Origin of the sequence: Stenotrophomonas sp. NPDC077659 (assembly GCF_050268705.1) — a bacterium.
Lineage (GTDB): Bacteria > Pseudomonadota > Gammaproteobacteria > Xanthomonadales > Xanthomonadaceae > Stenotrophomonas.
This window is the reverse complement of the sequence record NZ_JBNNHG010000119.1, coordinates 1-12,145: the sequence shown is the minus strand read 5'-3', so window position 1 is coordinate 12,145 and position 12,145 is coordinate 1. Positions and strand designations below refer to the sequence as shown.

The window sequence follows — 12,145 nt, the reverse complement described above, 5'->3', positions numbered from 1 at the left end:
CGCCACCGCGATGGCGGCCAGCGAACAGGTGTTGATGCCCAGGTTCGATGGCTACGTCAAAGCCTTTGAGGCGTCCGATCCGCAGACCGGCCACATCACCGAGTTCGTGCCCAAAGGGCAGACGGTGGAAGCGTGGACCGACATGGTCACGGTCAATATCGCGCCGAACTCTGCGTGGGTCTCGCCACGCGATTTCCTTGGCTCCATGGAAGCCGGCTGGCGCGGTGCCTGCCCGGATGCGGAGGTGAACTGGCTGCGTGAAGGCGTAGAACTGGGCCGTCAGATGGCGGTGCTGATGCTCAGTTGCCCGCTCAACCCCGGTACCGGCAAGCCGGAAACCGCCTGGGTCAAGGGCATCCAGGGCGAGCAGGGCTTCTATACCGTGCAGAAGGCGTTCCGCACCGAAGTGAAGGAGGCCGACGTGGTGACCTGGGTGAAGTGGCTGAGTGGGGTGGCGTTGTGCGGCGGCGACGAGGGGCCTGCGTGCCCGGGCGAGCCGCGCTGATAACCGGCAGTAAGCCGGTCATCACGCATTGATCTGACCCGTGTGCAACGGCTGCCCTATGGTGGCCGTTTCCCGGAAGGAGTCAGGTGCGATGAGCGACCCGCAGTGGCAACTGGAAACCCTGGCCGTGCACGGCGGCTACCGTCCCGACCCGACCACGCGCGCGGTGGCGGTGCCGATCTACCAGACCGTGGCCTACGCCTTCGATGACACCCAGCACGGTGCGGATCTGTTCGACCTGAAGGTGCCGGGTAACATCTACACCCGCATCATGAACCCCACCACCGACGTGCTGGAACAGCGCTTGGCCGCGCTGGAAGGGGGCATCGGTGCGCTGGCGCTGGCGTCGGGCCAGGCGGCGATCACCTATGCCATCCAGACCATCGCCGAGGCCGGCGACAACATCGTGGCGGCCAGCGCGCTGTATGGCGGCAGCCTCAATCTGCTGGCCCATACGCTGCCGCAGTACGGCATCACCGCGCGCTTTGCCGATCCGGCAGACCCCGCTGCCTTTGCCGCGCTCATCGACGCGCGTACCAAGGCGGTGTTCGTTGAATCCATCGGCAACCCGCGTGGCAACGTCACCGATATCGCCGCGATTGCCGAGGTGGCCCATGCCGCCGGCGTGCCGCTGATTGTCGACAACACGGTGGCCACGCCTTTCCTGCTGCGCCCGTTCGATCACGGTGCCGACATCGTGGTGCATTCGCTGACCAAGTATCTCGGCGGCCATGGCACCAGCCTGGGCGGGGCCATCATCGATTCGGGCCGCTTCGACTGGGCCGCGCAGCGCACGCGCTTTGCCCGCCTGAATGAGCCAGACCCCAGTTACCACGGCGTGGTCTACACCGAAGCGCTCGGCCCGGCGGCCTACATCGGCCGCGCGCGGGTGGTGCCGCTGCGCAACACCGGCGCCGCACTGTCGCCGTTCAACGCGTTCCTGATCCTGCAGGGCATCGAAACCCTGGCCCTGCGCATGGAGCGCATCAACGCCAACGCGCTGGCGGTGGCGCAGTACCTGCAGGCGCACGCCAAGGTGGCCTGGGTGCGCTATGCCGGCCTGGCCGAAGATCCCGAGCATGCGGCTGCCCAGCGCTACCTCGGCGGGCATGGCTCCGGCGTGCTGACCTTCGGCCTGCCCGGTGGCCGCGAGGCCGGGGCCCGTCTTCTGGATGCGCTGAAACTGTTCACCCGGCTGGTGAACCTGGGTGATGCCAAATCGCTGGCCACGCATCCAGCCTCGACCACGCACCGCCAGTTGAATGCGGAAGAATTGGCGCGTGCCGGTGTCAGCGAAGACACCGTGCGCCTGTCGATCGGCATCGAGCACATCGAGGATCTGCGCGCCGATCTGGAACAGGCCCTGACCGCCGCCTGATAGCCAGCGGCTTGGTCGTCATCGCCAGCGGCGATCACCACGCAGCGCAGGATGCGCTACGGTGGAACTGCCTCTCCAAGGCGTGGAAAAACGGGCAATCCCCAGCAGTACTGATCCCCGACGGGTGCGGGCCCGTTGGGGATTTTTCTGTAGTAGATCCACGCCATGCGTGGAGGAAGGTCATCCAGAAGCATCCACGCATGGCGTGGATCTACCGTGTCGACCAAGGTCGACATCTACCAACAGCCGTTACACCACCGGAATGCTGTGCTGCCCCAGGTTCCGGTACGGCGGGGTGGACATGATCATCTCCGCCAGCGAATAGGCCAGTTCGCGTTCGGCCATCACCGTGCCATCGGCACCGTGTTCCAGCAGATGCTTCACTTCCGCATCGCTGTGCGCGCGTGCCAGCAGGGTCAGGTCCGGGTTGATCGCGCGCAGCTTGGCCAGCGCCTCGCCGGCTTCCAGCGGCTGCGGAATGGCCAGCACCGCGATCTTCGCCCGCTCCGGATGGGCTTCGGCCAGCACCCGGTCGGCGGCGGCACTGCCGCGGATGGCCGCCAGCCCCTTGGCATGCGCCTGCTCGACGTGTTCCTTGTTGTCATCGATCACCAGCACAGGCACGCCACGGTCGCGCAGCACCTGGGCCAGCTCGCTACCCACCCGGCCATAACCGATGACGATGGCGTGGTCATGCAGGTCGCGCGAAGGACCGGTGGCCTCTTCCGGTTCGGGCGCCTGCGGAGACTGCTCCTGCTTGGCCTGCCAGCGGTCCAGCAGGCCGAATACCAGCGGGTTGAGCATGATCGACACCAGCGCACCGGCCAGCACCAGCGACTGGCCCTCCTTGGGCAGGATCTGCAGGGCCACGCCGAGGCCGGCGATGATGAAGGCGAATTCGCCGATCTGCGCCAGGCTGGCCGAAATGGTCAGCGCGGTGCTGGTCGGGTGGCCGAAGGCGCGCACGATGAAGAACGCCGCCGCCGACTTGCCGAACATGATGATCGCCACCGTCGCCAGCACCTGCCAGGGGTGCTGCACGATGATGTTGGGGTCGAACAGCATGCCTACTGAAACGAAGAACAGCACGGCGAACGCGTCGCGCAGCGGCAGTGAATCATGCGCTGCCTTGTGGCTCAGTTCGGATTCGTTGAGCAGCATGCCGGCGAAGAATGCGCCCAGCGCGAAGGACACGCCGAACAGCATGGCCGAGCCGAACGCCACGCCCAGCGCGATGGCCAGCACCGACAGGGTGAACAGCTCGCGCGAACCGGTGCCGGCAATGCGCTCCAGGATCCATGGAATGACCCGGCGGCCGACCACCAGCATCACCGCCACGAACAGCCCCAACTGCACGAAGGTCCAGCCGATGTCGGCCAGCACGCTGCCGAGGGTGTGGGTTTCTTTGGAGGCGTCGGGGCCGAACACGCCGGCCAGTACCGGCATCATCACCAGCGCCAGGACGCAGGCCAGATCCTCGACGATCAGCCAGCCCACGGCGATCTTGCCGCGCATGGTTTCCAGCAGGCGACGCTCTTCCATCGCCCGCAGCAGCACCACGGTACTGGCCGTGGCCAGCGAGAAACCGAAGATGACACCGTGCAGGGCTGGCCAACCCATCAGCCACGCCACCGCCCAGCCCAGCAGGGTGGCCACCGCGATCTGGCCGATGGCGCCGGGGATGGCGATGGCCTTGACCGCCATCAGGTCCTTCAGTGAGAAGTGCAGGCCGACGCCGAACATCAGCAGCATCACGCCCAGTTCGGCCAACTGGTTGGCCAGCGCCTGGTCGGCCACGAAGCCAGGGGTGAACGGGCCGACGCAGATGCCAGCCACCAGATACCCGACCAGAGGAGACAAGCGGAGCTTGTTGGCCAGCGCGCCGAAGATGAAGGCGAGCCCCAGGCCAACGGCCACGATGTTGATCAGGTCGGTGTCATGGTGCATCGGCACTCGCAGGAAATCGGGGGGATGCCCCGATTTTCACCGATGAGGCCAGATACGGCAAACCCGCAGGCCACGGCACGTGGCCTGCAGGTTTGCCCGCGCATTTCTCCTCTACCCCCCGCCTTCGGCGCGCCCCTTCAACAGGAAGGGGCTCTCCTCCAGAGGCGGCGAGGGGATGCCGGCCAGCGGCCGGCACTACCAGCGCAATGCGGGGCTGGGCCCGGCGCGCCTGTTACCGCTTACCAGTTGTACTTGATGCGGCCGTAGACGTACGCGCCGTTGAAGCCGAACGGCGAGTAGTTGCTGTAGGGCAGCATGCCGAAGGTCGAGTTCTGCAGGTCTTCGGTACGGTCCGGGTACTCGTCCAGCAGGTTGTCCGCACCCACGGTCAGGGTCCAGTTGCTGCTCGGCTTGTAGCTCACCGATGCGTCCAGCACCCATTTGTCGCCGTAGGTCTGGTCACGCAGGGCGGTGGCCGAGTTGCGCACGGTGAATTCGCCGTAGCGGGTCGCGGCCAGGCCCAGTTCCCAGTGGTCCGAACGCCAGGTGCCGCTCAGCACGGTCTTGTCGCGCGGGTAGCTGTCCTCGATGCGGCCGATCTCATCACGGCCGATCAGCGACTGGGTCAGGCCCAGGGTGCTGAACACGGCCGGGGTGCCGCCCACGCGCTGCACCTTGGTGTCGTTGTAGCTGTAGGCCGCGGTCAGTTCCAGGCTGCTGGCGGCAAACGGCACGGTGTAGCTGGACACGAAGTCGACGCCACGGGTGCGGGTATCCAGGCCGTTGGTGAAGTAGGAGAACGCGGTCACCTGCGGCAGGCCCAGCGTGCCCAGCAGTGCGCTGGTGGCGGCGTTGGTGGTGATGCTGGAGGACAGCGCGATGCGGTTGTCGATATCGATCTGGTAGGCATCGACGGTGACGTACAGGCGATCCACCGGCTGCAGCACCAGGCCCAGGCTGTAGGACGTGGAGGTTTCAGCCTTCAGCGGCGATGCGCCCAGCGCCTGCGCCGCCGCGCTGGTGGTGGGGAAGGTGCCGCGTTCGACGAATACACCGTTGAGGAACTGGCTGGTCACTGCCTGGTAGCCCTGCTGGGCCAGCGACGGGGCGCGGAAGCCGCTGGAGGCGGTGGCACGCAGCGCGACCTTGTCGGTGAATGCATAGCGCGCCGACAGCTTGCCGGAGAAGCGGTCGCCGAAGTCGGAGTAGTCCTCGTAGCGGCCGGTCACGCCGGCGGAGAACTTCTCGGTCAGGTCGGCTTCCAGGCCGGCGTAGACCGCGTAATTGTGGCGGTCGGCATGCACTTCATTGGTGGGGGTGAAGCCGGCAAAGCCCTGCGCACCGGTGCCGGTGTACGAGTTCAGCTCCCCTGGGTTCTGGTCCCACTTCTCCTTGCGGTACTCACCACCGAAGGACAGCGTGACCGGATAGGCCAGGCCCCAGTCCAGCGACTTGGTGAGGTCGGCGTTGAAGATGTCCTGCTGGTACTTCAGCGTGCCGTCGTAGAACGAACGCGGGCTGGTGGCGCCCAGGCTGTAGTTGATGCTGTTGCGGGTGTGGAAATCCAGGGTGTTCTCGCCGTGGTTCAGGCTCAGGTCCCAGGTCCAGCCGTTGTCGGTGTTGCCCTTGACGCCGGCCACCAGCGAACGGTCCTTGGAATACTGGTTGATCTGCGGCACGTAGCCGTCGGGGTAGATCTGCGCCAGCAGCGCGGTCTGCGAGCTGTGGTTGCGCGAACGGTAGAACGCGAACGAGGTGATGTCGCGGTTGCTGAGCAGCGCGCTGGCGTAGCCGGTCACGTGGTCGCTGAAATCGAAGCTGGCGTTGACCGAGGCCGCGGTGGCATCCACGCGCGGGTCGCCGACGATGAAGGTGGTCTGGCCGATGGCGGGGTAGTTGCCGGTGTTCGGCGTGGTGCCGCGGTAGGGGCCGGCGCGGTTGCTTTCATCCTGCTGGCTGATCTGACCGGCCACGTGCACGCGGCCGCGGCCGTTGCCAAACTCCACGCCCGTGTCGCCGGACAGCTGGTACTTGTTGCCGTCACCGGCCGAGTACTGGCCGTAGTCCACCGCCAGGCTGCCGCCACTGCCGCTGCCCTTGAGCACGATGTTGATGACGCCGGCGATGGCGTCCGAGCCGTACTGCGCCGAGGCGCCGTCGCGCAGCACTTCCACGCGCTCGATGGCAGCGATCGGGATGGCGTTGATGTCCACCGCCGAGGAGCCGCGGCCGATGCTGCCGTTGACGTTGATCATCGCCGAGGTGTGCCGGCGCTTGCCGTTCACCAGCACCAGCACCTGGTCCGGCGAGAGGCCGCGCAGCTGCGCCGGGCGTACGCCGCTGGTGCCGTCGGTCAGGGCCGGGCGCGGGAAGTTGAGCGAGGGCAGGGCGCGCGACAGCGCGGTGGCCAGTTCGCTGGTACCGGTGGACTGCAGGATTTCCGGGGTGATGATGTCGATCGGCGACTGCGACTCGGCGACCGTACGGTCGGCCACACGGGTGCCGGTGACGATCACCGTATCGAGGGTGTTGGCGGCGCTGCCGGCCTGCTGGGCAGCGGCGGCGAACGTAGCGCCACCGAGTGCGACAGCGATGGCGGCGGCAATCAGGCTGGTCTTGCGGGTCATCGGGGTGGGGCTCCGGTTGGCGGGATCTGGCACCGGAATCGACATCACGTGGTGAGGCGGACGACGGTTGTTGCGGTGCGCAATGCAGCAGTTAACGCGAATTGAAGCGGCTGTCAAATGCGCGCCATGATAAAAAACGTTGCAAAAGCAATCATTTAGCAGCGGCGAGCATTGGCGGGGCAGGGGCCCGGGAGGCGCGCGGACTCGACGAGGGAGAGAAGCGGAGCGACCGCGTTGCTTCCCGGGACGCGTCAAGTATTCGTTAAGGCTAGAATTACGTCGCAGGAACAGTGCTCACCAGCACATTCCATTTGGTTATATGGACGCCTTCCCCCATGATTTCGCTTCGTAATTTCGCCTTGCGCCGCGGCGAGCGGCTGCTGTTGTCCAATGTCGACCTGACCCTGCACGCCGGTTACCGGGTGGGCGTGGTCGGCCGCAACGGTGCTGGCAAATCCAGCTTGTTCGCGGCGGTGAAGGGCGAGCTGGAGGCGGACAAGGGCGACGTCGACCTGCCGGGCAAGGTGCGCATCGCCAGCGTGGCCCAGGAAACCCCGTCGCTGCCCGACCCGGCATTGAGCTTCGTGCTGGGCGGCGATATCGAAGTGGCCGCCGTGCTGGCCGCCGAGGCGGACGCCACCGCCCGCGAAGACTGGGAGGCCGTGGCAGAGGCGCATACGCGCATGGCCGAACTGAATGCCTACGACGCCGAAGCGCGTGCCGGCAAGCTGCTGCACGGCCTGGGCTTCCCGGCCGAGACCCACCACCGCGCGGTGTCTTCGTTCTCTGGTGGCTGGCGCGTGCGCCTGAACCTGGCGCGCGCACTGATGATGCCCAGCGACCTGCTGCTGCTGGACGAACCGACCAACCACCTCGACCTGGATGCGGTGTACTGGTTGGAACAGTGGCTGCTGAAGTACCCGGGCACCCTGCTGCTGATCTCGCATGACCGCGAGTTCCTCGACAATGTGGCTACCCACACCCTGCACTTGCACGGTGGCGGCGCCAAGCTCTACCCGGGCGGCTACACCGATTTCGAACGCCAGCGTGCCGAACAGCTGCGCCAGCAGCAGATCGCACACGAGAAGGAACAGGCCGAACGCGCCCACCTGCAGAGCTTCATCGACCGCTTCAAGGCCCAGGCCAGCAAGGCCGCGCAGGCCCAGAGCCGGATGAAACGCCTGGCCAAGCTGGCCGGCACCGAAGCGGTGCGCGCCGAGCGCGAGTTCCGCATCGAATTCGCACCGCCGGCCAAGCTGCCGTTCTCGCTGATCCGCCTGAACCACGTCGAAGCCGGCTATGGCAAGGATGCGGTCATCCTGCACAACGTGGGCTTCGGCCTGGAGGCGGGCCAGCGCATCGGCCTGCTTGGCCCCAACGGCGCCGGCAAGACCACCCTGGTGAAAACCCTGGTGGGCGAATTGATGCCCATCGCCGGTGAGCGTTCGGCGCACCCGGACCTGAAGATCGGCTACTTCGCCCAGCACACGGTGGAATCGCTGCACGAAGGGCAGTCGCCGATGGAGCACTTCCGCGAGATCGCCCCGGACGCGCCGAACCAGTCGTTCCGCGATTTCCTCGGCAAGTGGAACTTCCCCGGCGACCGTGCCTTCGAGCCGGTCGATGGTTTCTCCGGCGGCGAACGCGCGCGCCTGGCACTGGCACTGATCGCCTGGCAGCAGCCGAACGTGCTGCTGCTGGACGAACCGACCAACCACCTTGACCTGGAAATGCGCGAAGCCCTGGCCGAAGCACTGGCGACCTTCGAGGGCGCGATCGTGATGGTCTCGCATGACCGGCACCTCATCGGTCTGGTATGCGATACGTACTGGCGCGTGGCTGATGGCGTGGTCGAGCCGTTCGAAGGCGACCTGGATGCCTACGCCGCGTGGCTGCGCACCCGTCCGCAGGCGCAGGGCACCAAGGCGCGCATGGAACAGGTGGAAGAGCCGGTGGTGGTCAAGACCGCCCCGGTGGCGCAGGTGGTGCAGAAGAAGCCGGCCAACCCGCACAAGCTGGCTGCCGCCGAAGCCAGGGTGGCCGAGCTGGAAGGCAGCCTGGCCGAACTGGACCGCCAGTTGGCCGACCCGGCCAACTATGCCGATGCCACCCGCATGGCCGTGCTCGGCCGCGACCGCGAAACCACCGCCGCGCAGCTGGAAAAAGCCGAAGCGGCCTGGATGGAGCTGCTGGAGTCCTGACCGGTAGTGTCGGCCGCTGGCCGGCTGGCTTTCTTGTAGAGCCGAGCCATGCTCGGCTTGCGCGCGCAGCGCGGCATTGGACATGAAGCAGCCGAGCGTGGGCTCGGCTCTACATCATGACTGCGCCTGCAACCACTCGCGAAAGCGCTTTGCCGGCTCGCGCTCGGCGCGCGAGCGCAGCCGGGTCAGCCAGTAGCGCCCGAGATCCAGCCTGGTGCTGAACGGCTGCAGCAAACGGCCTTCGGCCAGCTCCTGTTCGAACATGCGCAGCGGCAGCAGGGCCACGCCGGCACCACCGGCGGCGGCCATCGCCACGGTCAGGGATGAATCGAACACCGGCCCGCGCGCCTCCACGCCGCTTACCCCGGCTGCCTGCAACCAGCGCGGCCATTCGTCGCTGCGGTAGGAGCGCAGCAGTGGCACGGTGCCCAGCTCGCGCGGCTGCTTCAGGCGCCGCGCCACGGCCGGGGCACACAGCGGTGCGAACGGCGCATCGAGGATCGCCGTGCACGCCTGCCCCTGCCAGTCACCATCACCAAAGCGGATCGCCAGATCCAGGCCTTCGCCGGCCAGGTCGATGCGGTTGTTGTGGGTCTGCAGGCGCAGCTCGATATCCGGATGCGCCGCTTCGAACGCGCCCAGCCGTGGCAGCAGCCAGCCGGTCGCGAAGGTGCCCACCACGCCCAGGGTCAGCACCTCGCGCGCGGGGCCGCCGGTGTAGCGGGCGATGCTGGCGCCGATACGCTGGAAGGATTCATTGAGCACCGGAAACAGTGCTGCGCCCTCCTCGGTCAACGCCACCCCGCGCGGCAGGCGGTGGAACAGGCGGATGCCCAGCCGGTCTTCCAGCCCGCGGATCTGATGGCTGAGCGCGGCCTGGCTGACGCACAGTTCCAGTGCCGCACGGGTGAAGTTCTGGTGCCGTGCAGCGGCTTCGAAGGCACGCAGGGCATTGAGCGGCAGGGTGGGGTGCAGCATGACCAGGCGTGAGTGGGGGTGATGGCTGATCCTAGCTCGATTGGCGGAGGTCTTGCCATGGCGGGGGTTTCTTTGTCGGAGTCATTGATTGAATTCATGCCTCACCCTGAAAATTGCCGCTGGTGTCGTGAGGGCAGGGTTCCAATAATCGGGGCACGTCCACCGGAGCCCGCCCATGCACGCCCGCCGTCAATTCCTGCAGTTCACTGGTGCCGCCCTCGTATCCTCCTTGCTTGCGCCTGCACTGGCGCGTGCCGTAGCGCCTGCGCCCGGCACTGCTGGCACGAATGCCGCCATCGCCAGCACCACTGATTTCGCCGCGCTGGAGAAAGCCAGCGGTGGCCGCCTTGGCGTGACCGTGCTGGACACCGGCAGCGGTCGCCGCATCGGTGGGCATCGCCAGGACGAGCGCTTCCCGATGTGCAGTACCTTCAAATCGATGCTGGTAGCCCACGTGCTGAGTCTGGCCGACGCCGGGCACGTGTCGCTCGACACCCGCGTACCGATTGCCGAGCAGGACCTGCTGTCCTACGCGCCGGTGGCCCGCCGCCACGTCGGCAAGGATCTGAGCGTGCGCGATCTGTGCCGGGGCACGTTGGTTACCAGCGACAACACCGCCGCCAACCTGCTGCTGGGCGTGAGCGGTGGCCCGCCCGCACTGACGGCATTCCTGCGCGCGCAGGGCGATACGGTGACCCGCAATGATCGCTACGAGCCGGAGATGAACAGGTTTGCGAACGGAGATCCACGCGATACCACCAGTCCGGCGGCCATGGCGGCCAGTCTGGCCCGGTTCGTGGTGGGCGACGGCCTCTCGAACGCGTCGCGCCTGCAGCTTGCCGATTGGCTGATCGACAACCAGACCGGTGATGCCTGCCTGCGTGCCGGCCTGGGCGCGCGCTGGCGGGTGGGCGACAAGACCGGCAGCAACGGTGAGGACACGCGCAATGACATCGCCGTGCTCTGGCCGCGTGCGGGTGGTGCGCCGTGGGTGATTACGGCCTATCTGCAGGGGGCATCGGTCGATGAGGACCAGCGCGCCGCGGTGCTGGCGCGTGTCGGCGCGCTGGCCGATGCGATGATCGCCTGAAGCGGCACGCGGCCGCCCATGCTTGCCTGTTCACGGCCGCGCCGCCATCCTGCGCGCTGCATTTTCTGCGGACGCCCCTGCGATGAGCCATGAATTGATCTACCTGCTGCTGATCTTCGCGCTGCTGGTGATCCCGCGTGCGCTGCAGCGCTTCAGCCTGCCCGCACCGTTGACCTGCCTCCTGTTTGGCATCATCGCCATGCTCTGGCTGGGCGACCGGGCGCATGACGCGGTGATCGGCCTGCTGGCGACGCTGGGCATTTCCTCGTTGTTCCTGTTTGCCGGCCTGGAAGTGGACCTGCGGGCATTGCGTCGAGGCATGTGGCCGCTGCTGGCACATCTGGTCATACGCACGGCAACGCTGTTCGGCGTTGGCTGGTTGGCCTGGCGGTACGCGGCGCTGCCGTGGCAGGCCGCGGGCCTGCTGGCGCTGGCGCTGCTGACGCCCTCCACCGGTTTCATCATGGATTCGCTATCGCGGCTTGGCCTGAGCGAAGACGAGCGCTTCTGGGTGACCAGCAAGGCCATCGCCGGTGAGCTGCTGGCGCTGGCGGCGTTGTTCATCGTGCTGCAGGCCGGCGATCCGGCGCACATGGCGCTGTCCAGCCTGGCCCTGCTGGCGATGATGATCGGCCTGCCGCTGCTGTTCATCGCGCTGGGCCGCTGGGTGGCACCGCACGCACCGGGCTCGGAGTTCTCGCTGCTGGTGATGGTGGGCATGGTGGCGGCCTACATCACCTACCTGCTGGGCGTGTATTACCTGGTGGGCGCGTTCATCGCGGGCCTGGTGGCGCGCCTGCTGCACCAGCGCATGCCGCTGCTGGCCTCGCATGAAAACCTGCATGCCCTGCGGCTGTTTGCATCGTTCTTCGTGCCATTCTACTTCTTCAATGCCGGCACCAAGGTGCCGAGCGAAGCACTCAGCTTTGAAGCGCTGGGGCTGGGCATCGTCCTCACCCTGGTGGTGCTGCCGCTGCGCATCGGCGTGGTCTGGCTGCAGCGCCGGGTGATGTTCGGCGAAAGCTTCCGCAGCAGCCTGCGGGTGTCGGTGGCGCTGGCACCCACGCTGATCTTCACCCTGGTCCTGGCGGCGATCATGCGCGAGCGCTTCCAGATTCCGGCGGTGCTGTTCGGTGCGCTGTTGTTGTATGCCGCGTTGACCACGCTGCTGCCGTCGCTGGTGTTCCGCACGCCCTTCGATGTCGATCCGATCGAACAGGAGCCGGCGGGCGAGGGCGTTTCGGCACCGGTCGCAGCCACCGAGGTGGTTGCCGAAGCACCACGGCAGGCCGGGTCGCCCGCGCAGGGATGAGTCGCACGGTTTGCACCTGCCGGGCATGGCCGTTAGGGTTGGGGCATGAATGTACGTGCCCCACTGCTATCCATCGCCGCGCTGTGCAGCCTGGCCGCCTGTTCGCA

The 12,145-nt window shown here is 66.9% G+C and carries 8 protein-coding genes; 5 read left to right on the top strand and 3 right to left on the bottom strand.

Annotated elements, in window-relative coordinates:
- Both ACQKDV_RS14960 and ACQKDV_RS14955 read left to right on the top strand, forming a co-directional pair.
- Positions 1 to 505 (top strand): hypothetical protein (locus ACQKDV_RS14960; protein WP_427784725.1); only part of this gene is annotated, 505 nt, incomplete at its 5' end.
- A gap of 91 nt (positions 506 to 596) precedes the next feature.
- Positions 597 to 1,883: an O-acetylhomoserine aminocarboxypropyltransferase/cysteine synthase family protein gene (locus ACQKDV_RS14955; protein WP_427784723.1), complete on the top strand. Its 1,287-nt coding sequence runs from the start codon at positions 597 to 599 to the stop codon at positions 1,881 to 1,883.
- A gap of 249 nt (positions 1,884 to 2,132) precedes the next feature.
- Here the strand turns inward: ACQKDV_RS14955 and ybaL are convergent, their stop codons facing one another.
- Positions 2,133 to 3,830, bottom strand: a complete 1,698-nt coding sequence (ybaL, locus tag ACQKDV_RS14950) for a YbaL family putative K(+) efflux transporter (RefSeq protein ID WP_427784722.1) — start codon at positions 3,828 to 3,830, stop codon at positions 2,133 to 2,135.
- Between the two features lie 239 nt (positions 3,831 to 4,069).
- Positions 4,070 to 6,457, bottom strand: a complete 2,388-nt coding sequence (locus tag ACQKDV_RS14945; protein ID WP_427784720.1) for a TonB-dependent receptor plug domain-containing protein — start codon at positions 6,455 to 6,457, stop codon at positions 4,070 to 4,072.
- A gap of 335 nt (positions 6,458 to 6,792) precedes the next feature.
- On the opposite strand from ACQKDV_RS14945, the gene ACQKDV_RS14940 reads away from it, so the two are divergent.
- Positions 6,793 to 8,658: an ABC-F family ATP-binding cassette domain-containing protein gene (locus tag ACQKDV_RS14940; protein WP_427784718.1), complete on the top strand. Its 1,866-nt coding sequence runs from the start codon at positions 6,793 to 6,795 to the stop codon at positions 8,656 to 8,658.
- A gap of 114 nt (positions 8,659 to 8,772) precedes the next feature.
- Here ACQKDV_RS14940 and ampR read toward each other — a convergent pair whose 3' ends face one another.
- On the bottom strand, positions 8,773 to 9,636 hold the full coding sequence (ampR, locus tag ACQKDV_RS14935) for a LysR family transcriptional regulator AmpR (RefSeq protein WP_427784716.1): 864 nt from the start codon (positions 9,634 to 9,636) through the stop codon (positions 8,773 to 8,775).
- Positions 9,637 to 9,811: 175 nt separating this feature from the next.
- Here ampR and blaL2 point away from each other — a divergent pair, with 175 nt between their 5' ends.
- Both blaL2 and ACQKDV_RS14925 read left to right on the top strand, forming a co-directional pair.
- Positions 9,812 to 10,726, top strand: coding sequence for a L2 family extended-spectrum class A beta-lactamase (blaL2, locus tag ACQKDV_RS14930; protein ID WP_427784714.1), 915 nt, complete (start codon positions 9,812 to 9,814; stop codon positions 10,724 to 10,726).
- An 82-nt stretch (positions 10,727 to 10,808) separates the two neighbouring features.
- Positions 10,809 to 12,038, top strand: coding sequence for a cation:proton antiporter (locus ACQKDV_RS14925; RefSeq protein ID WP_427784712.1), 1,230 nt, complete (start codon positions 10,809 to 10,811; stop codon positions 12,036 to 12,038).
- Positions 12,039 to 12,145 lie beyond the last annotated feature (107 nt).

Excerpts from the sequence above, each read along its gene's own strand:
- ACQKDV_RS14955 (WP_427784723.1), top strand. The coding sequence starts at position 597 with ATGAGCGACCCGCAGTGGCAACTGGAAACCCTGGCCGTGCACGGCGGC.
- ybaL (WP_427784722.1), bottom strand. The coding sequence starts at position 3,830 with ATGCACCATGACACCGACCTGATCAACATCGTGGCCGTTGGCCTGGGG.
- ACQKDV_RS14945 (WP_427784720.1), bottom strand. The coding sequence starts at position 6,457 with ATGACCCGCAAGACCAGCCTGATTGCCGCCGCCATCGCTGTCGCACTC.
- ACQKDV_RS14940 (WP_427784718.1), top strand. The coding sequence starts at position 6,793 with ATGATTTCGCTTCGTAATTTCGCCTTGCGCCGCGGCGAGCGGCTGCTG.
- ampR (WP_427784716.1), bottom strand. The coding sequence starts at position 9,636 with ATGCTGCACCCCACCCTGCCGCTCAATGCCCTGCGTGCCTTCGAAGCC.
- blaL2 (WP_427784714.1), top strand. The coding sequence starts at position 9,812 with ATGCACGCCCGCCGTCAATTCCTGCAGTTCACTGGTGCCGCCCTCGTA.
- ACQKDV_RS14925 (WP_427784712.1), top strand. The coding sequence starts at position 10,809 with ATGAGCCATGAATTGATCTACCTGCTGCTGATCTTCGCGCTGCTGGTG.